A 24450-nucleotide genomic window follows, 5' to 3' on the forward strand; every position below is an offset into this window, starting at 1 on the left:
GCGGTGCTACGGTGTGGCACTCGGTGAACTTCGTGCCGCTTGGAGCGGCAGCGGTGCGAGACCTTCGGGGCGGTCGTGGCGAACGGCGGAACCGGTCTGCTGATGTGCGGAAGCGGCGTGTTCGGCCCGGTCACGGTGACCGGGATGACCGGCGTCATCGTCATCGGTGACGCGGGCGACGACGGCGCTCCCGGCTGCTCCGGCACCACGATCGCCGGGCCGGTGTCCATCACGGGCACCATCGGGTTCGTCGAGGTGAGCGGTAACCGGATCGCGGGCGGTCTCACGGTGTTCGGGAACACCACCACGACCCTCGTGCCGCCGGAGAACGCGCCGGCGACCGAACTGGAGACCAACGACATCGGCGGCAACCTGGTGTGCGGGGGGAACACCCCGCCGCCGGGCAACGACGGGCGCCCCAACAGGGTGCGCGGCGTCCGGGCCGGTCAGTGCGCGGGGCTGTGAGACCCGGTCACCGAGTGGCCGTCGATACACCACTCCAGCGGACGTGACCCGGCCCACCGGCCAGCGTTTTCCCATGAGGGCCGGCAAGGTGGCAGTTGAGCCAAGACATCGCAGGTCTACCGCACGCTCCTGGCATAGCCACCTGCACTCATGCCGAACGCCCGCCGGAAGTGCCGATTGAGCTGGCTCTGGTCACAGTAACCAAGCTCGGCGGCGGTCTCTGCCACGGATCGTCCCGCTGCCAGCATGGACTTGGCGCGTGCCAAGCGCAACAGGGTCCGGTAATGGTGCGGTGGAACCCCGTAAGCCTGCCGGAAACTCCTGATCAAGTGGCGTTTGCTGCAACCGGCGACTGCCGCGAGGTCGTCGAGCTTGATGTTGGAGTTCAGTTGGCTGTGCAGCATCTCCCGTACTTGACGCAGCGCTCGAGGACGAAGTGCCGGACTCGCTGCGCCGGGAGCATCCGCATGCCTGGCGAGCAGGACGGTCAGCAAGCGGATCAGCGACGACTCGAGATCCAACTCGTCCTCGCCGTGCGCCAGACCCCTGTGCAGCGCAGCAATGCCGTTGAAGAGGCTGCGGTCTGGATAGGTCACCTCATGAAAGCGCGGCCGGCCTGGGCCGACTGGCATGAGATCGGCGTCAATGAACATCAGTTGCACAATGGCTTGGCCGTCAGCGGCGGCTTTGTCCCGATCGAGGCAGCTCACGACCTCATGGGGCTCGATCACCGTCACCGCGCCAGGAACAGGGGGACCCTGGGTTCGCCCGAGGTACTGAAAAGGGGGTGCAGAGCCGCCATGCGTGATCTTGACCGCGTACCCACTGTTCACAACGGTCGGGAAGTCACCATCGGCAACGCGCACAACCAGGCTCTCGACTCCGAACCGTGCTCTTCTGTGACGCCCATCGATTGCGGACTCGGTCATGTCACTTTCGCCCTAGTTCGGTTTGTTCGGTTGATCCTACAGTTCCCGGCAAGACAAGTGCATCCGTCGAGTTAGGGAGGCATGACAGTCGATGGTTGAGTCAGTCGTCTTCCCCTTGCCGCAAGACCGCGGGACGAACACCTGACGAGATCTGTGCACCGCCGCGGAGATCGCCGTCCACACCGACCCAGGTGCCGGGTGGCCATCCCTGGCCCATCAGGCTCGCGGCCACGACCGCCGATTCCATGCCTACCGCCAGTTACGACAGGCGCTATGTCAACACCGATCTCGAAAGGGCTCCGATGAGCAAGCCGTACAGCGACGCCGCCAACATCCCGGTCAACGCGTCGCAACCCGTCCTCACCTACCATCCGGTCACCCTCGACGTTCCCGGCCGGCCCGTGCCGCTGGAGGTCAAGGTGTCGATCCCCGCGACCGGCACCGACCTGCCGCTCATCCTCCTGTCCCACGGGCACGGGCTGGCGAACTTCCTGTCCTCCTACAACGGCTACGGGCCGCTGGCGAACTTCTTCGCCGCCCACGGGTTCGCGGTCATCCAGCCGACCCACCTGGACTCGACGGCCCTCGGTCTGCGCGACACCGACCTCAAGGACGCGCCCCTGTTCTGGCGTGACCGCGCCACCGACATGCACAACATCCTCGACCGCCTCGACGACATCGAGGCCGCCGTCCCTGGTCTTGCCGAACGGCGGATCGACAGGGACCGTGTCGGTGCCGTAGGACACTCCATGGGCGGCAACACCGTCTCGCTCCTCCTCGGAGCCCGGATGCTGGACCCGGAGGACGACCGGCCGAAGGACCTCTCCGACTCTCGTGTCAAGGCGGGGGTGCTCATCGGAGCTCCGGGCATCGGCAACGACGAGCACTTCGCCGAGTGGGCCAAGACGAACTACCCGGTGCTGTATTACACCGACTTCGAGCAGATGACAGGCACCGGCCTGATCATCGTGGGCGATCAGGACCTCAACCCCAACTTCTCCAATCGGCTCAGCTACCGTGCTGACGCTTACTCGGCCAGCCCCGGCGGCAACAAAACCATGGTGACCATGTACGGCGCTGGTCACATCTTCGGTGGCATATCCGGATATGACGCGGCAGAGACGAGCGACGAAAATCCCGAGCGCGTGGCGACTCTGCGGGCTCTCGTGTGGGCCTACTTGCGCGGCCAGCTCTACTCGGGCGACCCGTCCTGGAAGAACGCGGTGAATGCTCTGGAGAACGGTGAAGACCCGATGGCCATGGTCGAAACGAGGTAGTTTCGCGAGGTGGGCGGCGGCGCGACGGCCGCCGCACTTCATCGCACCGAGACCTTCCACCCCAGCACGGATCGCACAGGAGCAACCGCCATGTGGACCACGTTCGCCGCGACCGTCGGCGGAAGCGCCGCCGGCCTCACCGGCCTCACCTTCATCGTTGTCGCCTTCCGCTTCGACGTCGTCGCCACCTCCCAGGAATACCGCAACCGCGCCGCGCAAACCGTCTCCCTGTTCCTGACCACCACAGTCACCGCATCGCTGGTCACCCTGCCGCAGCCGACCTGGGCACTCGGGGTCGAGTTGTTGGTCGCCGCAGCGGCAAGCGCAAGTCTGCTCTCGGTGCTCGACTACGCTGCCCGCCGTGGCACGTCCCAGCATGCGCGGCCCATCCTCGTCGTCGCGCTCGTCGTGTTCGCGGCAGGTATCGCCGCCGCCGGACTGTTCGCCACCGTCGGCTCCACCAACGGAATGGGCTTCTACGCCGCGAGTTCGCTGCTCGGCCTGATGTGGGGCGTCTACGGGACGTGGGTCTTCCTCACCCAGGCGGGCACAGATCAGATCAACGCGGTAGCAAACGTGCATGACCAGCCCGGCACCGTGCCGGCCGCCTGACCGGCCCCACACAGTGAGGCGGTGCGAGACTGTGACGGTGAGTGCTCGCCTGTGATCATTGAGCGTGCATGATGCGAACACGCTTGTGGGAAAGGTGCTTTCGGCGTGAGCGCCCGGGGCGCCGTAAGCACCTCTCCGGCGTCCCTCCGGAACTCCTCCGGGTACGGAGACTGGCGTCCCACCTGGACATCCCTCCCTGGACCATCAAGATCCATTGTCAGGGTGTCCACTCCAAGGGATCAGCCTCGCCTGGCTGCATCAGTTCAAACGACTCCGCACCCGCCACGAGCGACGCGCCGACCTCCACCAGGGCCTGCTCCAACTGGCCTGCAGCCCCATATGTCCGCGCCGCCTCCGAACCGCATTCTGAAACGATCGGTAAGCCCTGAATCTCTCAGCAGATGGAGGCGAGCGAGGAGACCCAGCCCCACCATCCGCCGTACTCGGCGAGGTTGCCCGCGTCGTTGAGGTGCACGCCGTCGGAAGTCCACGGTGACGGGTTCGGCTGGTTGGTCGAAGCGGCCGGCGGGACGTACTGCCGCAGGTCGATGAGCGCGGTCCCCTTCGCCACCGCGGTGTCATAGATCGCCGCCCCGTACTGCGACCAGGTGTAGTTCTGCGTGTTCCCGCCGTACTGGTTCGGTTGCCAGTTCAGCTCGGCGTAGATGCCCATGAGGATGTCGACGCCGGGGCGAGCAGCACGGATCTTGTCGACCAGGGTGCCGAGGTTGGTCTTGAAGGTCGCGGGGTCGGCCTGGCTCCACAACTCGTTGCCGCCCAGGTTGATCAGCACCAGGTCGGGCTGCACGGTGGTGATGTCCGCGACCGCGCCGGTGGTGATGCTCCAGCGGCCGCCGGGAAGGTAGTCCGCGGCCAGCGCGCCGTTGTGGCTGTAGTTCTGGATGTTGGTGCCCCACTGCGAGTGCAGGCTGTCGCTGAACCGCGTCACCCAGCCGTAGACGGTGCGCTGGAAGGTCTCCGCGCCACTCGGGTAGCCGGTGGTGCCGTAGCCGGTCTCGGAGCTCGCGCCCAGAATGGCGAGGTTGGCGTGCTTGGCGCACCAGGTGCTCTGCGGCGTCGCGGCCGAAGCCGGATTCGCGAACAGCAGTACGGCAACGCAGGCCATGGCAAGGAAAGCGGCGATTCTCGCGCGCAAGGTCATGGAATCTCCTTCTCGTCGCTCATACCTCGTGTGTGAGGGAGCGGCCGTTACGTCCGGGGCGGAGGATACTTCGGGTATGGCCGGATCATGGCAATTCTGGGTGGACCGCGGCGGAACGTTCACCGACATCGTGGCGCGCACTCCGGGTGGCCGTCTGGTGACGCACAAGTTGCTGTCGGAGAACCCGGGACGCTACGCCGACGCCGCGGTCGCGGGGGTGCGCGCGCTGCTCGAACTCGGCCCCGGCGATCCGGTGCCCGCCGGGGAAATCGAAGCGGTCCGCATGGGCACCACCGTGGCCACCAACGCGTTGCTGGAACGCAAGGGCGAGCCGACCGTCCTGGTGATCACCAAGGGCTTCGGCGACGCGCTGCGGATCGCCTACCAGAACCGCCCGCGCATCTTCGACCGGCACATCGTGCTCCCCGAACTGCTCTACGACCGGGTGATCGAGGTCGGCGAACGGATCACCGCCGAGGGTGAAACCCTGCGCCCGCTCGCGGAGGAGCCGCTGATCGGGGAGTTGCGCCGGGCTCGTGACGACGGGTTCCGCGCGGTCGCCGTGGCCTGTCTGCACAGCCACCTCCACCCGGCGCACGAACGGCGGATCGGCGAACTGGCCCGGGAAACCGGTTTCCCGCAGATTTCTTTGTCGTCCGAGGTCAGCCCGTTGATGAAACTCATTCCGCGGGGCGACACCACGGTCGTCGACGCCTACCTCTCCCCCGTGCTGCGCCGTTATGTAGGCCAGGTGGCCGAACAGCTGGAAGGCGTTCGGCTGATGTTCATGCAGTCGAACGGCGGATTGGCCGAGGCACGGCACTTCCGGGGCAAGGACGCGATCCTTTCCGGCCCGGCGGGCGGAATCGTGGGAATGGTGCGCCTGTCGGAACTGGCCGGGTTCGATCGCGTGATCGGCTTCGACATGGGCGGCACCTCGACCGACGTGTCGCACTACGCGGGCGAGTACGAGCGGGTGCTGATCACCCGGATCGCGGGCGTCCGGCTGCGTGCCCCGATGCTGGACATCACCACGGTCGCCGCCGGGGGCGGGTCGATCCTGCACTTCGACGGCAGTCGTTACCGGGTCGGCCCGGACTCGGCGGGCGCCAGCCCCGGCCCCGCGTGCTATCGCAATGGAGGACCCCTGACCGTCACCGACGCGAACGTGATGCTCGGCCGCATCCAGCCCGCGCACTTCCCAGCCGTGTTCGGCCCCGACGGCGACCGGCCGCTCGACCACGAGATCGTGCGGCGCCGTTTCGCCGAGCTGGCAAGCGAAATCCGCGATCGCACCGGTGACGACCGGTCGCCCGAGCAGGTCGCCGAGGGTTACCTCCGGATCGCGGTGGCGAACATGGCCAACGCGGTCAAGAAGATCTCCATCCAAAAAGGACACGACGTCAGCCGCTATGTGCTCACCACGTTCGGTGGCGCGGGCGGGCAGCACGCCTGCGCGGTCGCCGATTCGCTCGGTATCCGCACCGTCCTCGTCCCGCCGATGGCCGGTGTGCTTTCCGCGCTCGGCATCGGGCTGGCCGACACCACGGAGATCCGCGAACAGTCCGTCGTCGCCCGGCTCGAACCCGCCGTGCTGGACCGGTTGCGCGAGGTCGCGGCCACGCTGGAAGACGCCGCGAAAGCCGAACTCCGCGAGGAGGGTATCCCCTCCGACCGCATCCGCGTCACCCGGCGAGTCCAGCTCCGCTACGACGGAACCGACACGCTCGTCCCGGTCGAGTTGACCGAACGCGCGCAAATGGTCTCGGAATTCGAAAACAACTACCGCAGAACGTATTCGTTCCTGATGGATCGTCCGTTGATCGTCGAAGCGGTCACGGTGGAGGCGACCGGCCTGTCCGACCAGCCTGATCTCTCCGCGCTGGGCGAACGAGCCGGCACCACCGGCACGGCCGGTCCGCTCGACACCGTATGCCTCCACAGCGGCGGCACCTGGCGGGAAGCTCCGCTCTACCAAAGGGAACGGATGGTGGCCGGGGACAGCGTCACCGGCCCGGCGATCATCGCCGAAGCGAACGCCACCACGGTGGTCGACGAGGGCTGGCGAGCCGGCGTGACGCGAGCCGGGCATCTGCTCGTCGAGCGGGTCGACGAGCAGACCGGAAACGGCGTGCCCGATTCCGCCGCCGAAGCGGAAGCCGATCCGGTGTTGCTGGAAATCTTCAACAACCTGTTCATGTCCATCGCCGAACAGATGGGCACACGGCTGGCGGCCACCGCCCAGTCGGTCAACATCCGCGAGCGGCTGGACTTCTCGTGCGCCCTGTTCGATCCGGACGGCAACCTGGTCGCCAACGCGCCCCACATCCCGGTGCACCTCGGGTCGATGGGCACCAGCGTCAAGGAAGTGATCCGCCGTCGCGGCAAGGACATCGAACGCGGTCACGTCTACGCGGTGAACGACCCCTACCACGGCGGCACACACCTGCCGGACATCACGGTGATCACGCCGGTGTTCGACGAGGCGGGCGAAGAGATCCTGTTCTACGTCGCTTCACGGGGCCACCACGCCGAGGTCGGCGGTATCACCCCCGGTTCGATGCCGGCCACGAGCCGGGAGGTCCACGAGGAAGGCGTGCTGTTCGACAACTGGCTCCTGGCTTCACACGGCCGTTTCCGGGAAACCGAGACGCGCCGCCTGCTGACGGAGTCGCCGTATCCCTCGCGTGATCCCGAAACGAACCTGGCCGATCTGCGCGCGCAGATCGCCGCCAACGCCAAGGGTGTCGAGGAGGTCGGCAAGATGATCGACCACTTCGGACTCGACATGGTGCAGGGATACATGCGGCACGTGCAGGACAACGCGGAAGAAGCGGTGCGCCGGGTCATCGGCACGCTCGAGGACGGCGAGTACGCGTACGAAATGGACTCCGGCGCGGTGATCCGGGTGAAGATCACCGCACGCCGGGAAACCCGCGATGCCACGATCGACTTCACCGGCACCTCGGCCCAGCTCGGCACCAACTTCAACGCGCCGTCATCGGTGGCCACCGCCGCCGTGCTGTACGTGTTCCGGACCCTGGTCGCCGCCGACATCCCGCTCAACGACGGTTGCCTTCGCCCACTGGAGATCATCATTCCGGAGGGCTGCCTGCTGGCGCCGGAATATCCCGCCGCGGTGGTGGCCGGGAACGTGGAAACCTCGCAGGCGATCACCGGCGCGCTCTTCGCGGCTCTCGGTGTGCAGGCGGAAGGCTCGGGCACGATGAACAACGTCACCTTCGGCGATTCACGTCACCAGTACTACGAAACGATCGCGTCGGGGTCGGGCGCGGGAGACGGATTCGACGGTGTGCCGGTGGTCCAGACACATATGACCAATTCACGGCTCACCGATCCCGAAGTCCTCGAATGGCGATACCCCGTGCTGGTCGAGGATTTCTCGATCCGGCACGGCAGCGGCGGAACGGGTCGCTGGCACGGGGGCGACGGGGCGGTCCGCCGGATCACCTTCCGCGAGCCGATGACCGCGAGCACCCTGTCCGGTCACCGCCGCGTCCCGCCCTACGGAATGTCCGGCGGGTCACCCGGAGCGTTGGGCCGCAACCGGATTCAGCGCGCCGACGGCACCGTGGTCGAACTGGCCGGCTGCGACTCCGCCGACCTCGAACCCGGGGACACCCTGGAGATCCTGACCCCGGGAGGGGGTGGATACGGGGTCGAGTGACGCTGGGGAAGTTCGAGCCACAGCGTGGCCGGAATCGTCTCGGGCGACCATACGCGCAGCAAGCCGAGGCCGATGCCCGCCAGGCCGGTCATCAGGCCGGGCGCGTGGATTCCGGGTGCCACCCCGCAGCGCCAGCCGTTCTGCCGCCCGGTGGCCAGGATCCGCGCCGCCAGACGTTCCCGCCGGTCCCGCAGTCCGGGTTCAGCGGTGACCGCGGCGGCGAGCGTGAGCACCTCCAGGTTGCCAAGGTCGCCGTGACACAGGCAGTGACTCGCGCCGGTGAACCCTTGTCGTAGCGTGGTTTCCAGACCGGTAAGCGCTTCCTCGCGGATGCGATCGCCAGGGAGCACACGGAGGCAGAGCAACCGGCCGATGGCGACACCGGGCGCTCCGTGGCACCACTGGACCGGCCCCCCGGTCCGGATCGCGGTGTCCCCGGTACTGTCGCGCCGGTCCTGCCAGTTCTTCTCGGCCGGCACGAACAGCCGCCGTTCGTACCGGAGACCGCGAAGCGCCGCGTCGGTGAACCGGTTTTCGCCGGTGGCTTCGGCGATTCGCAGCAGGGCCCAGATGATTCCCGCCTGGCCATGGGAAAATCCGGCGAGCGGACGGCTTGATGACGCGCCGCGCCAGCAGAGTGTGTCACCGTCCTCACGCGCGGTGTGCAGGAGGTGTTCACCGCATTCCCTTGCCCCATCGAGAAGTTCCGGCGCGCCGAGGGCGGTGTGAAGATTCAGCAGGACCGCCGCGCAACCCGCGGCACCGCCGATGATGTCGAGCTGGGTGTCCTGAGAGATCTGCCGCCGGAGCTGTCCGAGCCCGGCGAGGATCTCCTTGCGCACCGTTTCCTCGCCGACGATTCCCCCCAGTTGGTGCAGCGCGTACGCCAGGCCGGACCGGCCGTTGAACGCGCCGATCCCGGTGGGGCGCCCGCCCGGGTCCTGGTAGCGCAGATGCTGCCGCACCGATACCGCGGCGGCCGTGGCGATATCGGCGAAGTCGGCCCTGCCGGTGGCTCGGGCGAGGCAACCGAAGAAGACCGCCACGCCCGCCGTTCCGTCATACAGCGTGGTGGCCAGCGGAGCCAACTGCCAGCAGTCATCGCGCGAACCGTCGAGCCGCGGGCCGATCCACGTCGCGTCCTCATCGCCCCGGATCGCCGTCGCGGCCAGGCTCTCCCCGATCTCCACGGCCGCGTCGAGGAACTCGTCATGGCCGGGCAAGCGGTCCATCACCGGAACGGTGTCCCGTGGCCGTCGAAGCCTGGTCTCGGGCGGGGGAAGCAACGCACCACGGATGATCTCGACCTGCCGCTCACGATCTTCAGGGCCGAGCCGCGCGAGCCGTTCGTGCACCAGCTCCCAGCCACTGCGTTCGAAGAACCCGGAAATGACCTCTCCCCTGCTGTCGCGCAGGTCAGTGCGGTCCGGGGTGGCCGAGAACATCGGAACGTCGTCGGTGTGGAGGTCGGCCATTTCCGACTCGGCGACGCGGGCGAGGGCGGGAATCGCCTCGGCTTCCGCCCATAGCTTGGCGAACAGCGCCTCGCGGTCCAGTCCGTCGCGAAGGTGATCAGGGTGATGCCCCTCCTGGATGAACAGCAGATAGCGCCGGGTCAGCCGGACGAGGTGCCGCACGCGGACCTCCCGGAACGGTTCCAGCGCCATGGCGACCGCCTCGCGGTTCGCCGCCAGCAGGTCGTACGTGCTGGTGAAACCGGCGATGACGGCCTCGACGTGTTCGCCCGCCGCGACCGGAACACCGGCCAGGCGCGGCCGGTTGCGGCCTTCCGGAATCGTCGGCCGGTCACCGCCGACGTGCATCGTGTCGGTGAAGGATTCCTTGAGCACGGGCACGGGCCGTGGCATCGTCTGCCCGCCCGCGCCGCCGAGGCCGCTCAGGTCCACGCCCGCCCGGCCGTCGGCGCCGAACAGGCGGATCGGCAGCAATCCGGTCGCCAGCACGGATCCGGCCAGCACGCCGAGTGCCCGGTGGTAGGCGTCGCCGCGCTCCGGTGCCGGAATCTCGTTGTGGAACAACGTCTCCAGGTCGACCGGCACCGGGTACTCCCCCGCCGCGATCAGGTTCTCCTGGTGGAAATCGACCGCGCGGAGCAGATGGAAGAGGGCCAGGAAGCCGCCTTGCCGCCAGTAGAACCGCTCGACCGCCGCCGGGCTGTCGCAGTCCCGGGTGCCGATGTGTTCGACCCAGCCGTAGCCGCCCCGGTTCAGCACTTGAATGGTGCGGTGCGGGTGGCGCGGGCCGAGCCGGTTGACGAAGGACACGAAGTCCGCGAACGCGGCGTCGACCGCGAGCGGGACGGGCTTGTAGACCAGGCGCAGACCACCGCCGAACTCCACACACGTCACCGAGCGGCCTCGATGGTGCGCGTCGCCCCAGCCCGCCGTCACCGAGACGAGTGGCCCGACCGGTTCGCCGCCGTAGAACGTCCGGGCGATGAGCGCACGGTCGGCGACGACTCTCACCAGCAGCTCTTCCGTGGCGTCGACCCATTGGCCGACGGCATCGACCATGATCCTCGCCAGCACGGGATATTCACGGAAGAGCGCGCGGCGCCCGGCCGTGTCGTCGAGGAAACGCTCCTGGAAGTACCGGAAACGCTCGCGCGGGCCGTCTCCCCGGAGAAGCCCGCGCACGCGCGCCACGTTCAACTCCAGCACCAGCGTGCGAGTGCACTGGCCGAGCAGACGCCGTGCCAGCGCGCCGCGCATCTGCCGCGCCACCGGTTCGGTCAGCGCCGGGAGCAGCCCCTGGTCCGCCAAACGTTTGCGCAGCCGGGCCGCCCCCGCCCGGACGAGTGGCCGCACGAATCCCGCGAACGGGTGGTCGTCGGCGCCCGGAGCCGGAGGTGGCTGCTGGTCCGCATAGGCCTCGCACAGCAGAGGAAGCCACGGCGGCGGATCAGGGACGACCTCCGGCTCCGGGGCCGCGAGGAGGCGGCGGAAGGCGGTGCGGTCGAGTCGCCGGCTGTTCAGCCAGGAACCGAACAGCTCCTCGCCGACGAACATGCGCTCCCGCCAGCGTTCGACCACCGGCTCCGTGACCGGCTCGACGCCCTCGGGCGGGCGCCGCTCGGGCAGGAGCGCGGCCCGGCGCCACGCGCGCCGGTCCTCCTCGGTCAGCCATGCGTCCACGCCACATCACCCCTCACTTTCCGGCGGGCGGGGAAAGGCCGGCCGGGCACCCCCCGCGGCGCCCGGCCGGCCGGGTATTTCGTTCGGCCGGCCACGGCCTCGGATGCGGGGTCAGCAGCAGACCATGGTCACGAGCGGGCACTCGAGGGTGAGCGTGCAGATCATTCCGCCGCTGTAGGCGACAAACGCGGCTTCCGGCGTGGTCTTGAGGCCGACGGCGTCGAGTTCGCCGAATCCCTCACCGGAGGGGTGCGCGGGCAGCGTGGCGAGCTGCGCGCCGGTCAGTCCTTCCCGGAAGCGCGGTTCTTTCCACGCGCGGACCATTACATCAGTGCTCATCGCCATCTCCTCATCGTCACGAAATCCGTCGGCGATTTCGAAAAGCTTTGTCTCGCCGGGAAAACCACGCTACGGGCTTCCCGCGACCGCACGATGGACTCCGGCTGTACTCCGGCTCCGGAGCCGAAAAGTCCCGCCTGGCCTGCGGTGTTTCCGACGTCACCCGGGCGTGTTCTTGGCCGGACGGCGGCAGAAGCGGCAGAATTCGGAAGACCACGGATGCCGGCGTGCGGAGGTGGAATTCCCGTCATGACTCCCGCGACTGTCCACTGGGGACAGACGGTCCGCGCGCACCGGGCCCGGCGCGGTCTGACCCAGCGAAGACTGGCCGCCGAAGCCGGAATCAGCGTGCGGGCACTGCGGGACATCGAAAACGGCAGGGTGCGGACACCGCAGCCACGGTCGGTCTCCGCCCTCGCCGCCGCGATCGGAATCGACGGAGCGGAGTTCACCCGCCCGCCCTCCGCCGCCGGTCCGGCGATAGCGGTGCTCGGCCCGGTCGGGATCGGTCCCGGCCACGCCGATCTCGGCTCTCCGAAACTGCGGTGCCTGCTGGCGTTGCTCGCGCTGCAACCGGAGACCGTGGTCCTGCGGGAAGAGATCGTGGACATCCTGTGGGGCGGCGCCCCGCCCGCCTCGGCGTCCGCGCTGGTGAACACCTACGTCAAGCGGCTGCGTGACCTCCTCGCCCGGCGATATCTCGTGCGAGCCGGTCACGGGTACCGGCTGGACATCGAGCCCGCCCTCCTCGACGTCCATCGCTTCCATGATCGCGACAGTCGCGCGCGACGCGCCCGCGACGACGGAAACGTGACGCTGGCGTGCGAGCTTTTCGGCGAGGCCCTGGGGTGCTGGCGTGGCCCGGCGGCACAGGACACGAACGCACGGCTGGCCCGCCACCCGGCCGCGATCGCGATGGCCGGCCGCCGGGTCTCGGCGGCACTGTCCTACGCCGAACTCGCGCTCACCACGGGACGCCCCGAGCAGGCGGCGACAGAACTCCGGAAGATCACCCGGGACGAGCCGCTGCACGAAGGACTGCACGCCAGGCTGATGCTCGCGCTCGCCGCCATCGGTGACCAAGCCGCCGCCCTCACCGTCTACACCGCCTTCCGCGCCCGCCTCGCGGACGAGTTCGGGGTCGGCCCTGGTGCCGAACTCACCGCCGCTCACCTGCGTGTACACAACCAGGACCCGCCCGCCGCGCCGCTCACCGCCCGGACGCGCCCGCGCTACCGTCCGGCGTCCGGCCCCGCCTGACCCGTCCACTGTGGACGCCGGCGGCGCGCTGTCCGGCGTTCGGTCCGCCCCGGCACTGCCATCCCGGTGCTCACGAAGCTAGGATGCCGGGCGTCGCCGCAGTCCCGGGGAAGGAGACGTCGTGCTCAAGGGGTTCAAGGACTTCATCTCGCGCGGCAACGTCATCGAACTCGCCGTCGCGGTCGTGATCGGAACCGCCTTCACCGCGATCGTCACCGCCTTCACCAACGGCATCGTCAAGCCGTTCATCAACGCGCTCGGTGGCACACAGGTGGCGCAGGGCTTCGGGTTCCACGTCCTGTCCGGAAAGGAATCCACCTTCGTCGACCTCGGCACCGCGATCAACGCCGTCATCAACTTCGTCCTCATCGCGGCGATCGTCTACTTCCTGTTCATCATGCCGATGAACAAACTCCGGGAACGCCGCCGCCGTGGCGAAGAACCGGGGCCCGCCGAGCCCACCGACATCGAACTGCTCAAGGAAATCCGCGACCTCCTCAAGCAACAGCAGCCGGTCCGCACCAACGACCGCCAGGACGTGACGGAAACCACCCAGCGCTGACCCGCACGTCGGCCTCGGCCCGTGGCAACTCTGTGAGGCTCTTTGGGGCCTTTTCTTGTATCGCAAGCATGACAAGCAATATCGCCGACGGGATCGGTGACTCGATGCTGCACGCCCGGCGCTCGTTCGGCTCGGCAGCCTGAACCTCCAGCCGCGGCGCGGCTCGACTCCTTGCCCCCGCCGAAAACACCGGTCAGCCACGCCGAAGAGAACCAGTAACACCATTCGCCGAGGTCGGCGTCAAGATCAGCCGAGCGGTACCGCCTTGCGCACCATTTTGGAGTAGTCGACCGCGCCGCCGCTCACACCGGTGACAGATCGGTCGCGGCCTCCTGCCAACATCGGGCAGAGTATTGACCGCGATCACGAAAGTGCCTAATGTCCTGGTCCGGTGTGATGGACGCCATAGCACTTTCCGGTGGTCAGCGACGAGGCAGGACACACGATGGCAGATTCCCCCCGGTCACCCGGCTCTTCGACACAGCTCCGCAAGGCTGTGCTCTCCAGTTTTCTGGGCAGCGTGATCGAGTACTACGACTTCCTCCTCTACGCCACCGCGGCGGCGGTGGTGTTCAACAAGGTCTTCTTCTCGAGCCTTTCGCCCGTCGTCGGCACGATCGCCAGCCTGGGCACCTTCACCACCGGCTACCTCGCGCGTCCGCTCGGTGGCGTGATCTTCGGGCACTACGGCGACCTGCTGGGCCGCAAGCGGATGCTCGTGATCACGATGACCCTGATGGGTGTCGCCAGTGCCCTGATCGGAGTTCTGCCGACCTATGCCCAGATCGGCGTGTGGGCACCGATCCTGCTGATCGTGTTGCGCGTGCTGCAGGGCATCGCGGTCGGCGGTGAATGGGGCGGGGCGGTCCTCATGTCCGCCGAGCACGCCACCAGCCGCCGCGGGTTGTGGGCCAGTTTCACCGGCTCCGGCGCGCCGAGCGGCATGGTGGTCTCGACCCTGGTCCTGACCCTGATGACGTCGGTGACCACCGATTCGCAGTTCCTGTCCTGGGGCTGGCGAATCCCGTTCCTGCTCAGCGTGGTGCTGGTGGCCATCGGGCTGTTCGTGCGGTTGAAGGTCGACGAGACGCCGGTGTTCGCCGCGACCCGGGCGCCGGCCTCGCCGCCGCTGTTCGAGGTCCTGCGCCGGTACCCGAAGAACCTGCTGCTCGCGATCGGTGTCGGCTTCGCGGCCTTCGTGGTACAGGGCACCCTGACCACCTATTGCCTGTCCTACGCCGTCCATGTGGGATTCCCGCGGCAGACGGTGCTCAACGCGCTCACCCTGTCTTCGGCGGGCGCCGCCGTCACCGTCATCGGCTACGCGGCCCTGTCCGACCGGGTCGGACGGCGTCCCGTCGTCCTTGGCGGGGCGATCGCCACCGCCGTGATGAGTTTCCTGCTGTTCCCGATGATCGACAGCAAGTCCGTCGGGCTGCTCACCCTGGCCCTCGTGCTCGGCCAGTCGATCACGCATCCCGCGATCTACGCACCGCTGGCTCCGCTCTACACCGAACTGTTCGGCACGCGAGCCCGCTACACCGGTGCGTCGCTGGGCTACCAGATCGCCGGAATCGGTGCCGGAGTCGCGCCCGTGGTCTTCGCGAGCATCGCCGGTGCCGGCGGGGGCACCGGCGTGATCTCCGCGGTGATGGCCGCCTGCTGTCTGCTGACCGTGATCAGCATCCTCGCGCTGCGGGAGACCCATAAGTCCGACCTCACGGAGGAGCCGCACGGAGCGGTCACCGACGTGCATGCGCTCGCCGACGCGGACCCGGCGCCGAACGCCTGACGTTTGCGAGGAAGGTGGCTTTACTACGGTTCATCCGTAGTAAAGCCACCTTCCTCGCGTACTGGCGCGATCAGGATTTCTCGTCGCTCGCGTAGAAGGTGGTCCCGCCGAAGGGCGGGTCCGGGAAAGCGTCGATCTGGGACACGGCGTCGATGACCGTCGGACGCGACGAGGCGATCGCCGCCTTGAGAGCGTCCGCGAACTCCGACGGTGTCTCGACACGGTGACTGTCGCAGCCGAGCGACCGGGCCGTGGCGGCGAGGTTCACCTCCTCGAACATCCACATCTTGTCGCCGTGCGCGGTCGGACTCCCGTCATAGGCACGCCGATACGGCTTCAAGTCCTGGCTGAGCGAGCGGTTGTCGTTCACCACGATCACCACGGGAATCCCGTAGCGGGCCGCGGTTTCCAGCTCGGCCAGGTGGTAGTAGAACCCGCCGTCACCGGTGAAGCAGACGACCCGGCGCTCGGGGGCACCACATTGCGCGCCGATGGCCGCGGGCAGCGCCCACCCCAGGCTGCCCGCGCACCGCAGGTAGGTCTGCGGTGGCTTCAGGTCGAACAGGCTCGCGGTCCAGATTCCCGAATGCCCGGTATCCGAGACCAGGACTCCGTCCTCGGGCAGCACCGCGTTGATCTCCGCGCAGATGCGCTCGGGCCGCATCGGCACCGCGTCGGACTCGAGTCGCTCGCGTTGCGAGGAGCGCCATTCCGCGACGAAACCGGCCGTCTCGAGCGCCCATGCCTCATGGGTTTCCGGCTCGTCCTCGGCGATCTGGCGCATCCGCTCCAGGGTCGCTTTGGCGTCACCACAAAGACTGACCGCGTTCGGATAGTTACGGCCCAGTTCGGCCGGGTCGATGTCGAGCTGGACCACCGTGGTGCCGGGAGCCGGAAGCCGCCAGTTGTCGGTGACCTGGCTTCCCGTGTGGCTCCCTACGAAGAACACGATGTCGGCGGCCATCACCGTGCGGTTGGCGGACGCCCGCGAGTAGCTGCCGACGACACCGACCGCGAGTTCGTGGCGCTCGTCGATCGTCCCCTTGGCGTTCATGGAGGTCGCGACCGGAATCTTGAGCAGTTCGGCGAGCGCGACCAGATCGGCCTGCGCACCGGACTGCACGACCCCTCCCCCGGCCACGATGACCGGCCGGGCGGCACCGGCCAGTTTCGCCAGCGCGGCACGGATTTCGTCGTCGCCCGCCCGCGGCCGGGTGGCCGGCACGGTCGCGAAGATCGGCTCGGCGACGACGTTGCCCTCGGGCGGCTCGATGTCGGCGTCGATGGCCTGGCCGAGCGCGCCGCTGACCGCGAGGTACACCGGCGCCGGCGCGCCCGAAGTCGCCTCGCGGAAGAGCTGACGAAGGAGGTCGGGCAGCCGCTCCGGGAGGTGCAGTTGCGCGGCGAACTTCGTGACCTGCTTGAACAGCGGGAAATCCTCGATCTCCTGATAGAGGTTCCGGTAGGTCGTCGACGGATGCGGGGCGCCGGTCAGCGCGACGACGGGCGAGCCCGCCATGTACGGGTCACGCAGCCCGGCGGCCAGGTTGGCGGCGCCGATGTTCTGCGCGTGGACGAGACCCGGCGCGCGCCGGATGCGCGCGTAGCCGTCCGCCATGTACACGGCGGCCTTCTCGCCATGCGTCATGATCGTGCGGACGCCGAGCCGGTCGAGTTCCGCCGAGGCGGCGACGAACGAGGTCGGCACCATGAACACGTGCGTCAGCCCGTAGGCATGGATCGCCTGCGCCAGGTATTTCTGAGCATTCATGCGTGACATCGGTGTCCTGTCTGCTCTGTGGGTGTTCAGGCGTTACTCTGCCCTTCGTCACCAATCCGACGGCAGCCACGGCGGAAATGGGTCAATACCAGCCACTCGGTTGCGGACCGCGTCCGCCTACTTTCGGTCGGATTGGCACGGAGGCAGCCCAGAGTGACGCTCCGGTGACTCCACGAGCCGACCGGGGGTCACGATCTTGGCTCTGTTGAGAGCAATGTACGCCCTCGACGCCCCGGCACGGCCCGATCAGGCCGTGCCCCACAGCAGACAGGCGCGCGTCAGGCCTCGTTGACGGCGAGCGCCTCGGCGACCGGGTGACCGTCCGTGCCCGGCTCGGCCTCGTCGGTGCCGGTGGCCGCGGCCCGGTTCGGCAGCTTCATCGCGATGAAGATGGTCACCAGGGCAAGGGCCGTCGCGACCACGAAGGCCAGCCTCATTCCGCTGACCTGTGCCGGAACCGCGGCGACACCGGAAGCCACCAGGTGATCGGCACGCCCGGCCATCACGGTCACCACCAGCGCGGTCCCGAACGCCGCGGCGACCTGCTGCAACGTGCCCAGGATCGAGCTGCCGTGCGAGTACAGATGCGCGGGAAGCGCGCCCATGCCGAGTGTGAAGAGCGGGGTGAACGTCGCCGCCAGGCTGACCATCAGCAGCACGTGCAGCGCCAGGACCTGCCAGTACGGCATCGTCGTCGAGAGCATGGTGAACCCGCCGAGTGCGAGCACCATTCCGATCGAGCCCGGCAGCACCAGCGGCCTGCTGCCGAACCGGTCGAACACCCGCCCCACGGTCGGTCCCAGCAGACCCATGGCCAGACCGCCGGGCATGACCAGCAACCCGGTCTGCAGCGGGCTGAGGCCGCGCAGGTTCTGCAGGTACAGCGGCAGCAGGATCATCGACCCGAGCATCGCCAGGAACCCGATCGACATCAGCGCCAGGGACAACCCGAAGGTGCGGTGCCGGAGAGTGCGCAGGTCCATCAGCGGCACACCGGTGCGCTGCAGCCTGAGCTGACGAACCACGAAGATCGCGATCGCGGCGGCCCCGGCGAGGACGATGCCGGTGCCGAGCACGGCTTGACCGCTCTCGCCGAACAGGCTCAGCCCGTACACCAGACCACCGAAGCCGAACGCGGCGGCGCCGACGCTGAACCAGTCGATCGAACTCACCCGTGGCTCGTTGATGTTCTGCACCTTGCGCAGCCCGAACACGGTCACCAGGGCCGCGATCGGAAAAACGGTCGCGAACAGCAACCGCCACGAACCGAGTTGCAGGACCAGTCCGGAGACCGCCGGACCGAGCGCCGGCGCGACCGAGATCGCCAGGGTCACGGTGCCCATCACCCGGCCCCGGTCCTGCTCGGGCACCACGTTCATCAACGTCGTCATCAGCAGCGGCATCATCACGGCCGTGCCCGAGGCCTGGATGACCCGGCCCAGCAACAGCATCAGGAACGACGGCGCCACCCCGGCCAGGACGGTCCCCAGGAGGAAGGCACCCATCGCGAGGGCATAGGCCTGCCGGGTGGCGAACCGCTCCAGGAACCATCCGGTGATCGGGATCACCGCCGCCATGGCGAGCATGAAGATCGTCGAGACCCACTGCGCCGCCTGCTCGGTCACGTGGAACGAGTCCATCAACCGCGGAATCGCGTTGATCATGAGGGTCTCGTTGAGGATGACCACGAAGGTGGCCAGCACGAGCAGCCGCACCACCAGCGGCGTGCGGCCCGGCCGCGTGGCCGGTCTTTCCTGGATCGCGGCGGTCATGACGAGCACCTCACAGGGTCCGGGGTCACAGCCGCCTCGCACCCTTGCGCCGTCGGCATGACGTTCGATTCGTGTCACCGGTAGAGACCGGTACATCTGCCAGAACTCATCGGCGGGCCCGAGTGTTCCGCATCATCGGGGCGATTTCGCCCGAATTTCCGCCTGCTTCACCGCCGGGTCACCAACACGACCCTTCCGAACACCTCGCCCGAGTCCATCATCCGGTGCGCGAGCACGGCCTGATCCAGAGGCAGCACCTCATGCACCACCGCGCGCACCTCGCCGCGAACCGCGCCGGCGAACAACTCGGCCGTCGCGGCGCGCCGGTCGGACACCGCCACGGTGTCCGCGCTGAAGGTCGCGAACGACATCGACTTCCGGAAGGCCTCGAACATCGTCCTGCCGAAGTCCTCCGGCGGGAAGCCCGCGATCGCGCCGACGGCCACCAGCCGGCCGTTCGGGTTGAGCCTGGCGAACCACGAAGGCAGCTCCGGACCGGCGACGATGTCGACGATCACGTCGTAACCCTCGGGCGCGTCCTCGCCCTGACCGGCGCGGTCCAGTACATGAGTCGCGCCGAGTGCACGCAGGCGATCACCGCGTTCGGCCGACGAGGTCGTGACCGCCACCACACTGGCGCCACCACGTGCCGCGAGCTGAACGGCCATGACTCCGATGCCACCGGCCGCGCCACGCACCAGCACCGACTCGCCAGGAGCGAAGCGGGCATGGCGAAGGCCGAAGTGGGCCACGATCCCGGAACTCCCGAGTGTCACCGCGTCGACGGCGGACAGACCCGCCGGCAACGGGAGGACCGCCGTGGCCGCCACGACGGCCCGCTCGGCATAGCCACCGCTGACGCCGAATGCCCAGACCCTCCGACCGACCCAAGACGTGTCGACGTCCTCGCCGACCGCGGCCACCGTGCCCGCGATCTCGCCGCCGGGAACGTGGCCTTCCCGAAAACCCCAGGCGGCGAGCGCACCACTGCGGATCATGGTGTCGACGCCCCCGACCCCGATCGCTTCGGTGTCGATCAGCATCTGGCCTTCGGCGGGGCTCGGGTCGGGGAGGTCGATGACCGCGAGGCCCTCCGGGGCGCCGAACGCCTGGATCGCGACTGCCTTCACTTCTTCTCCTTGTCCGTCGATCGCTCGTACGCGGCAACCCCCAGCCTGGGACGCTAACGGAGGCCTTCGTCCGCTTAGCCGAAGTGAGAGAAACGGCCGCCCCTTTGCCTCACGCGTTTTCCGGTGCGCGGTCAGGACTTTCGACGGTTTTCGGCGGCGTCGAACGCGGGCGCGAGTGGCGCGAGCGTGGCGCGGAGGAGGTCGGACAACGAACCGGACGGGACGACGAGACCACTGGCTGATCCTCCGGCAGGCCGGATCCAGCGGTGCAGCGCCACCCGGACGGCGGCGGCCACGCTCGCCGCGAGCACGTGGGCGACGTGGTCGTCGTGATCGCCGAGACGCGCGGCGATCAGGGCGGCCAGCGGATGTTCGATGGCTACGGCGGTGCCGGCGAAGGCCTCCCGCAGCGCGGGGTGGGTAGTGATCATCAGCAGCGCGTCGCGGCCGTGCTCACCCGGGTCGGTGTACTGCTCCACGATCGCCTCGGTCACCACGTCGGCGAGGCGGAGGTTCGCGGGCCGGGACGCGACCGCCTCGGCGACCCGCGATTCCCTTTCGGCGGTCACGGCGGCGACGATCGCCTGTTCACGACTGGAGAAATAGTTGTTGTAAGTCCTCGGCGACACCCCCGCCGCCTCGGCGATGTCGTCGACACGCACGTTGTCCGGCCCCTGTTCCAGAGCCAGCCGCAGTGCCGCCTCGCGCAGCGCCTCTCGCGTGGCCTGCTTCTTCTCCTCGCGCAATCCCACCGGCTCATGCTTCCAGATTCGATGCGCGCACGCAAACTTGCGCGCACGCACTTTTATCTCTTACGCTCGCTCTCGAACCCCACAGGAAGGACCACCGCCATGCGGGCCAAGGGCATCACCTACGACACCGGTTTCGTCCGAAACGGAGCGATCTCCCGTACCCGCTTCGAGCCGGAGACGGTGAAGCGCGAACTGGGCATCATTCGTGACGACCTGCACTGCACCGCCGTCCGTATCACCGGCGGTGATCCGGAACGGCTGGAACTGGCCGCGACCTACGCCGCCGATCTCGGCCTGGAGGTCTGGTTCTCGCCCTACCCGCTCGAGCTGACCACGGACGAAATGCTCTCGCTGTTCGCCGACTGCGCCGGACGGGCGGAAAAGATCCGGGTGCGGGGAGCCGAAGTCGTGTTCGTCACCGGAGCCGAACTGAGCCTGATGAACAAGGGATTCCTGCCCGGTGCCACCCAGGAAGACCGCCTCGCGGCGCTGCTGGACCAACCGGGGTCGGAGCGCATGCGCGAGCTGGTCGGCGAAGTTTCCCTACGGGTCAACGAGTTTCTGGCCGACGCCGTGGCCGTGGTCCGGGAACGGTTCGGTGGCCGGATCACCTACGCCGCCATCCCCCTCGAACGCGTCGACTGGACGTCCTTCGACCTCGTGGGTGTCGACCTCTACCGGTCGGCCGAGGTCGCCGACCGGTACAGCGAGGGGGTGCGCGCCCTTGTCGCGCAAGGGAAACCGGTCGCGATCACCGAATTCGGCTGCAGCGCCTACCGTGGCGCCGGGGACCGGGGCGCCCGCGGCATGGAGATCGTCGAGTACGACAAGGAAACCGGCGCGCCGATCCGGCTGAACGGCGAGTATGTCCGCGACGAGGCGGAACAAGCCACCTACCTGCGCGAGCTACTGGAGATCTTCGACGCCGAAGGTGTCGACAGCGCTTTCGTATTCCTTTTCGCGCTCGAAAACTTCCCGCACCGCCCGGAGGGAGACCCCCGCGACGACCTCGACCTGGCCGGCCCCGGGATCGTCAAGGTTCTGGAAAACCGTTACGGAGAAACCTATCCCGGCCTGCCGTGGGAACCCAAAGCCGCCTTCACCGCACTCGCCGGCCACTACCGCGGCTGAGCGATTGCGCCATCCGGCCGAGCCGGTAGCCCTGTCCGGAGACTCGTGGACCGGAGCGTTTCCGGCCTACCCTGCTGCCATGGACGACGGGGATGTGGTTTCTCCGGACGGTACGACCATTCGCTTCTCGATCCACGGAACGGGCCCGACCTTGGTGGACGTGCCGGGAGTCCTGGCACCGTTGGGCATGTACCTGCCGCTGGTCGCGAGCTTGGTGCTGGACGAGCCTCCGCTGTCGCTTCTCGGCGAGGTGCTCGTGCCGATGCTCCGGCATTGCCGGAAGGCCGTCGCCGAAGGCAGGCCGGAGGACGCGGCGCGGACCGCCCTCGCGGTGAGCGGCTCTCCCAGAATGCGCGACGAGGGTCCCACCCGCACCACCCTCGCCCGGTTGGCGCCTCTCGTCCCCGGGCATCTTCACGCGGCGACTTCGGCGACGGGGACCGACGGCGACTCCGAAGGGCGGCGGGCGAACGCGGGAACTGGTTCGGGACGGAAGCCGACCCCGATCAGGTAACTCGGCAAGAGCCTGGTGAGGTAGAGAATCTTGGCTACCGGCTTCGGCATGTCCGCGTGCCTGCCTTCGACCGCCGGCTTCACGACCTTGCTGTGCAGAATCCGCTGAAGTCCCTGCACCGCGACGGTCGGCAACCTCCGGCGGCGTCGCACCTTGGCGAGATCGACTTCGGTGACATACCCACGGCGCAACGGCTCGGCCAGCAGCCGCGCGGTGGCCATCGCGTCCTGCACCGCGAGGTTGATGCCCACGCCGCCCACCGGCGACATCGCGTGGGCGGCGTCGCCGATGCACAGCAGGCCGTCGACATGCCAGCGCGGCAACCGGTTCACCCGGATGTCGAGATGTTTGACGTCGTCCATCGACTCGATCGCGTCGACCCGGTCGGCCAGCATGGGCAATGTTTCCGCGATCCGCTCGCGGAACCGGTCGAGTCCCTCCTCACGCAGCCGCGCGTCGATTCCCTTGCGCATGGAGTAGCCGATCTGGAAATAACCCTCGCGCGGAATGAGCGACACGAAGCTCCCGTCGTTGACGATGGGCGCCAGGGTCCGGATTTCGCCTTCGTCCCGCGGCAACCGGAACCACCAGGTGTCCATCGGCACCGCGAACTCGCGAGGCTCCAGTCCGGCCTTCTGCCTGACCACGGACCAGCGGCCGTCGCAGCCGACGACGAGATTCGCCCGCAGTTCGCCGGTTTTGCCGTCGGCTTCCCGGTAGCGCACACCGGCCACCCGGCCCGCTTCGCCGATCAGATCCGTCACTTCGGTGTTCATGCGCAGGGTGAACGTGGGTTCCGCGCGGCCGGCCTCCGCCAGCAGGCTGAGCAGGTCCCACTGGGGGACCATCGCGATGTAGGGATGGGCGGTCTTGAGCATGCGAAGGTCGGCCACCACCGTGCGGTCGCCGTCTCCGCGCGGAATCACGACCTCGCTGATCCTGCTCTGGGGCAGCGCCGCGAACTTCTCGCCCAGGCCCAGTTCGTCCAGCAGCTGCATGGTCGACGGGTGCACCGTGTCCCCTCGGAAATCCCGGAGAAAATCGCCGTGCTTTTCCAGCACGGTGACCTCGACACCGGCCCTGGCCAACAGCAACCCCAGCACCATCCCGGCCGGGCCGCCGCCCACCACGACGCAATCCGTGCGTTCGCTCATCGGTCACACCTTCTTTTCCCCTGGCCCAGCGACTTCAGCGCCTCTCACTTCGCTTCGAGCGGACTGGGTCGCCGGTCCAGGACTGATTTCTACTCCGCGGGGCCCGTTCCGGCCCTCCCTCCGGATAGAACGCATCTTTCAGTCGCGGGTTCGCACGGCACAACGATCAAAGGATCATTTTCCCGATCCACGACACTGCCGCCCGCGCAAGGTTCCGGAAAGTTTCACAGGCTTCACAGGCAACGCCCGAAAACGTCCGCCGGTCCTCCGCGGAACAGCCGGGATCAGCCGAGGGGGTTGTCCGTGTCGCGCAGAAGCGTCAAGGCAGGCGCGTAGAGGCGGGCCTTGATGGTGCCGAGCGTGTCACCGGCCTTGCCCGCCTGCGCGGCGGCGATCCCGACCGCCGTGGCACGGACGGCGTCGGAATCCACGGCGTGGTCGACGATTCCGGCGGTCGCGGCGTCCCGCCCGCCGTAGCGGCGAGCGGTGACCATGGCCTCGTGTGCGCTCCGCGGGGCGAGCCTGGCCTGGATGAGCGCGGACATGGCCGGGGTGAACGGGATGTCGATGTCCACCTCCGGCAGACACCAGAAACCCCGGTCGGCACGCATCACCCGGAAGTCGTGTGCGAGGGAGAACATGGCCCCGGCCGCGAACGTGTGTCCCTGCAGGGCGGCCACCGTGATCACCGGGAGGGACAGCAGGCGCGCGAGCAGCGCGTGCACGGAGACGACATAGTCGTGATGCGCCTCGGCGTGCGCGAACAGCCAGTCCAGGTCCAGACCATTGGAATAGAACTTGCCGGTCGCGGCGGTGACCAGGGCACGGGGTCCGTCCGCTCGCGCCACCTCGTCCAGTGCCGCGTCGACGGAGGCGATCCAGTCCGGATGGAAACGGTTCTCTCCCTCGCCGATGTCAAGAACGAACACGTTGTCCTGACGGTCGAGCGTGGGCATGACGGCTCCTTCACGGTCAC

20 protein-coding genes and 1 pseudogene are annotated in these 24450 nt (G+C 68.2%); 10 read left to right on the forward strand and 11 right to left on the reverse strand.

What is annotated here, in order from left to right:
- The first annotated feature begins 39 nt into the window (after positions 1 to 39).
- The gene (locus tag ACFSXZ_RS26675; protein WP_378267941.1) at positions 40 to 465 is read left to right on the forward strand and encodes a hypothetical protein; all 426 of its coding nucleotides are present in this window, start codon (positions 40 to 42) and stop codon (positions 463 to 465) included.
- Positions 466 to 581: 116 nt separating this feature from the next.
- Here ACFSXZ_RS26675 and ACFSXZ_RS26680 read toward each other — a convergent pair whose 3' ends face one another.
- Positions 582 to 1202 carry a helix-turn-helix domain-containing protein gene (locus ACFSXZ_RS26680; protein WP_378267942.1) on the reverse strand — a complete coding sequence of 207 codons (621 nt, stop codon included), beginning with the start codon at positions 1200 to 1202 and terminating at the stop codon, positions 582 to 584.
- A gap of 292 nt (positions 1203 to 1494) precedes the next feature.
- Positions 1495 to 1641, reverse strand: a complete 147-nt coding sequence (locus ACFSXZ_RS26685; protein ID WP_378267943.1) for a hypothetical protein — start codon at positions 1639 to 1641, stop codon at positions 1495 to 1497.
- Between ACFSXZ_RS26685 and ACFSXZ_RS26690 the strand changes: the two genes are divergently transcribed.
- The 3 genes and pseudogenes from ACFSXZ_RS26690 to ACFSXZ_RS26700 all read left to right on the forward strand — a co-directional run.
- On the forward strand, positions 1640 to 2671 hold the full coding sequence (locus ACFSXZ_RS26690; protein ID WP_378267944.1) for an alpha/beta hydrolase family protein: 1032 nt from the start codon (positions 1640 to 1642) through the stop codon (positions 2669 to 2671). The genes ACFSXZ_RS26685 and ACFSXZ_RS26690 overlap by 2 nt on opposite strands.
- A gap of 9 nt (positions 2672 to 2680) precedes the next feature.
- A complete protein-coding gene (locus tag ACFSXZ_RS26695) occupies positions 2681 to 3283 on the forward strand; it encodes a hypothetical protein (protein ID WP_378267945.1) in 603 nt (200 codons plus the stop codon).
- A gap of 241 nt (positions 3284 to 3524) precedes the next feature.
- Positions 3525 to 3653: pseudogene (locus ACFSXZ_RS26700) on the forward strand (IS5/IS1182 family transposase); the annotation flags it as partial.
- Between the two features lie 24 nt (positions 3654 to 3677).
- Here ACFSXZ_RS26700 and ACFSXZ_RS26705 read toward each other — a convergent pair.
- Complete coding sequence (locus ACFSXZ_RS26705; protein ID WP_378267946.1) at positions 3678 to 4445, reverse strand: SGNH/GDSL hydrolase family protein; 768 nt, start codon at positions 4443 to 4445, stop codon at positions 3678 to 3680.
- 76 nt (positions 4446 to 4521) lie between these two features.
- Here ACFSXZ_RS26705 and ACFSXZ_RS26710 point away from each other — a divergent pair, with 76 nt between their 5' ends.
- Complete coding sequence (locus tag ACFSXZ_RS26710) at positions 4522 to 8133, forward strand: hydantoinase B/oxoprolinase family protein (protein WP_378267947.1); 3612 nt, start codon at positions 4522 to 4524, stop codon at positions 8131 to 8133.
- On the opposite strand, the gene ACFSXZ_RS26715 is transcribed toward ACFSXZ_RS26710, so the two are convergent.
- Together ACFSXZ_RS26715 and ACFSXZ_RS26720 are read right to left on the reverse strand one after the other, a co-directional pair.
- Entirely contained in the window at positions 8019 to 11288 is a 3270-nt protein-coding gene (locus tag ACFSXZ_RS26715; RefSeq protein WP_378267948.1) for a type 2 lanthipeptide synthetase LanM family protein, read from the reverse strand. The two genes, ACFSXZ_RS26710 and ACFSXZ_RS26715, sit on opposite strands and share 115 nt — an antisense overlap.
- Before the next feature lie 111 nt (positions 11289 to 11399).
- Positions 11400 to 11627, reverse strand: coding sequence for a mersacidin/lichenicidin family type 2 lantibiotic (locus ACFSXZ_RS26720; protein ID WP_378267949.1), 228 nt, complete (start codon positions 11625 to 11627; stop codon positions 11400 to 11402).
- 249 nt (positions 11628 to 11876) lie between these two features.
- Here ACFSXZ_RS26720 and ACFSXZ_RS26725 point away from each other — a divergent pair, with 249 nt between their 5' ends.
- The 3 genes from ACFSXZ_RS26725 (at position 11877) to ACFSXZ_RS26735 (ending at position 15241) form a co-directional block, all read left to right on the forward strand.
- Entirely contained in the window at positions 11877 to 12887 is a 1011-nt protein-coding gene (locus tag ACFSXZ_RS26725; protein ID WP_378267950.1) for a BTAD domain-containing putative transcriptional regulator, read from the forward strand.
- A gap of 121 nt (positions 12888 to 13008) precedes the next feature.
- Positions 13009 to 13449: a large-conductance mechanosensitive channel protein MscL gene (mscL, locus tag ACFSXZ_RS26730; RefSeq protein WP_378267951.1), complete on the forward strand. Its 441-nt coding sequence runs from the start codon at positions 13009 to 13011 to the stop codon at positions 13447 to 13449.
- 445 nt (positions 13450 to 13894) lie between these two features.
- Positions 13895 to 15241: an MFS transporter gene (locus ACFSXZ_RS26735; protein WP_378267952.1), complete on the forward strand. Its 1347-nt coding sequence runs from the start codon at positions 13895 to 13897 to the stop codon at positions 15239 to 15241.
- A gap of 70 nt (positions 15242 to 15311) precedes the next feature.
- Here ACFSXZ_RS26735 and ACFSXZ_RS26740 read toward each other — a convergent pair whose 3' ends face one another.
- The 4 genes from ACFSXZ_RS26740 to ACFSXZ_RS26755 form a co-directional block, all read right to left on the reverse strand.
- The gene (locus ACFSXZ_RS26740; RefSeq protein WP_378267953.1) at positions 15312 to 17012 is read right to left on the reverse strand and encodes a thiamine pyrophosphate-binding protein; all 1701 of its coding nucleotides are present in this window, start codon (positions 17010 to 17012) and stop codon (positions 15312 to 15314) included.
- A 287-nt stretch (positions 17013 to 17299) separates the two neighbouring features.
- Positions 17300 to 18793 carry an MDR family MFS transporter gene (locus tag ACFSXZ_RS26745; RefSeq protein WP_378267954.1) on the reverse strand — a complete coding sequence of 498 codons (1494 nt, stop codon included), beginning with the start codon at positions 18791 to 18793 and terminating at the stop codon, positions 17300 to 17302.
- A 167-nt stretch (positions 18794 to 18960) separates the two neighbouring features.
- Positions 18961 to 19923, reverse strand: coding sequence for a zinc-binding dehydrogenase (locus tag ACFSXZ_RS26750; protein WP_378267955.1), 963 nt, complete (start codon positions 19921 to 19923; stop codon positions 18961 to 18963).
- 131 nt (positions 19924 to 20054) lie between these two features.
- Entirely contained in the window at positions 20055 to 20675 is a 621-nt protein-coding gene (locus ACFSXZ_RS26755) for a TetR/AcrR family transcriptional regulator (RefSeq protein ID WP_449224292.1), read from the reverse strand.
- 99 nt (positions 20676 to 20774) lie between these two features.
- Here ACFSXZ_RS26755 and ACFSXZ_RS26760 point away from each other — a divergent pair, with 99 nt between their 5' ends.
- Positions 20775 to 21806, forward strand: coding sequence for a hypothetical protein (locus ACFSXZ_RS26760; protein WP_378267956.1), 1032 nt, complete (start codon positions 20775 to 20777; stop codon positions 21804 to 21806).
- A gap of 79 nt (positions 21807 to 21885) precedes the next feature.
- Positions 21886 to 22320 (forward strand): hypothetical protein, encoded by a 435-nt coding sequence (locus tag ACFSXZ_RS26765; RefSeq protein ID WP_378267957.1) that lies wholly within the window; start codon positions 21886 to 21888, stop codon positions 22318 to 22320.
- Here the strand turns inward: ACFSXZ_RS26765 and ACFSXZ_RS26770 are convergent.
- Both ACFSXZ_RS26770 and ACFSXZ_RS26775 read right to left on the reverse strand, forming a co-directional pair.
- Entirely contained in the window at positions 22221 to 23474 is a 1254-nt protein-coding gene (locus ACFSXZ_RS26770) for an FAD-dependent oxidoreductase (RefSeq protein ID WP_378267958.1), read from the reverse strand. The two genes, ACFSXZ_RS26765 and ACFSXZ_RS26770, sit on opposite strands and share 100 nt — an antisense overlap.
- Positions 23475 to 23758: 284 nt before the next feature.
- Complete coding sequence (locus ACFSXZ_RS26775) at positions 23759 to 24430, reverse strand: enoyl-CoA hydratase-related protein (protein ID WP_378267959.1); 672 nt, start codon at positions 24428 to 24430, stop codon at positions 23759 to 23761.
- Between the last annotated feature and the right edge of the window lie 20 nt (positions 24431 to 24450).

Origin of the sequence: Amycolatopsis pigmentata, assembly GCF_042684065.1 — a bacterium.
Lineage (GTDB): Bacteria > Actinomycetota > Actinomycetes > Mycobacteriales > Pseudonocardiaceae > Amycolatopsis_E > Amycolatopsis_E pigmentata.

Bases quoted from the DNA above. Each gene is read 5' to 3' on its own strand.
- ACFSXZ_RS26690 (WP_378267944.1), top strand. From the start codon at position 1,640: ATGCCTACCGCCAGTTACGACAGGCGCTATGTCAACACCGATCTCGAA.
- ACFSXZ_RS26775 (WP_378267959.1), bottom strand. From the start codon at position 24,430: ATGCCCACGCTCGACCGTCAGGACAACGTGTTCGTTCTTGACATCGGC.
- ACFSXZ_RS26745 (WP_378267954.1), bottom strand. From the start codon at position 18,793: ATGACCGCCGCGATCCAGGAAAGACCGGCCACGCGGCCGGGCCGCACG.
- ACFSXZ_RS26740 (WP_378267953.1), bottom strand. From the start codon at position 17,012: ATGAATGCTCAGAAATACCTGGCGCAGGCGATCCATGCCTACGGGCTG.
- ACFSXZ_RS26765 (WP_378267957.1), top strand. From the start codon at position 21,886: ATGGACGACGGGGATGTGGTTTCTCCGGACGGTACGACCATTCGCTTC.
- ACFSXZ_RS26685 (WP_378267943.1), bottom strand. From the start codon at position 1,641: ATGGAATCGGCGGTCGTGGCCGCGAGCCTGATGGGCCAGGGATGGCCA.
- ACFSXZ_RS26710 (WP_378267947.1), top strand. From the start codon at position 4,522: ATGGCCGGATCATGGCAATTCTGGGTGGACCGCGGCGGAACGTTCACC.
- ACFSXZ_RS26735 (WP_378267952.1), top strand. From the start codon at position 13,895: ATGGCAGATTCCCCCCGGTCACCCGGCTCTTCGACACAGCTCCGCAAG.
- ACFSXZ_RS26760 (WP_378267956.1), top strand. From the start codon at position 20,775: ATGCGGGCCAAGGGCATCACCTACGACACCGGTTTCGTCCGAAACGGA.
- ACFSXZ_RS26705 (WP_378267946.1), bottom strand. From the start codon at position 4,445: ATGACCTTGCGCGCGAGAATCGCCGCTTTCCTTGCCATGGCCTGCGTT.
- ACFSXZ_RS26720 (WP_378267949.1), bottom strand. From the start codon at position 11,627: ATGAGCACTGATGTAATGGTCCGCGCGTGGAAAGAACCGCGCTTCCGG.
- ACFSXZ_RS26725 (WP_378267950.1), top strand. From the start codon at position 11,877: ATGACTCCCGCGACTGTCCACTGGGGACAGACGGTCCGCGCGCACCGG.
- ACFSXZ_RS26770 (WP_378267958.1), bottom strand. From the start codon at position 23,474: ATGAGCGAACGCACGGATTGCGTCGTGGTGGGCGGCGGCCCGGCCGGG.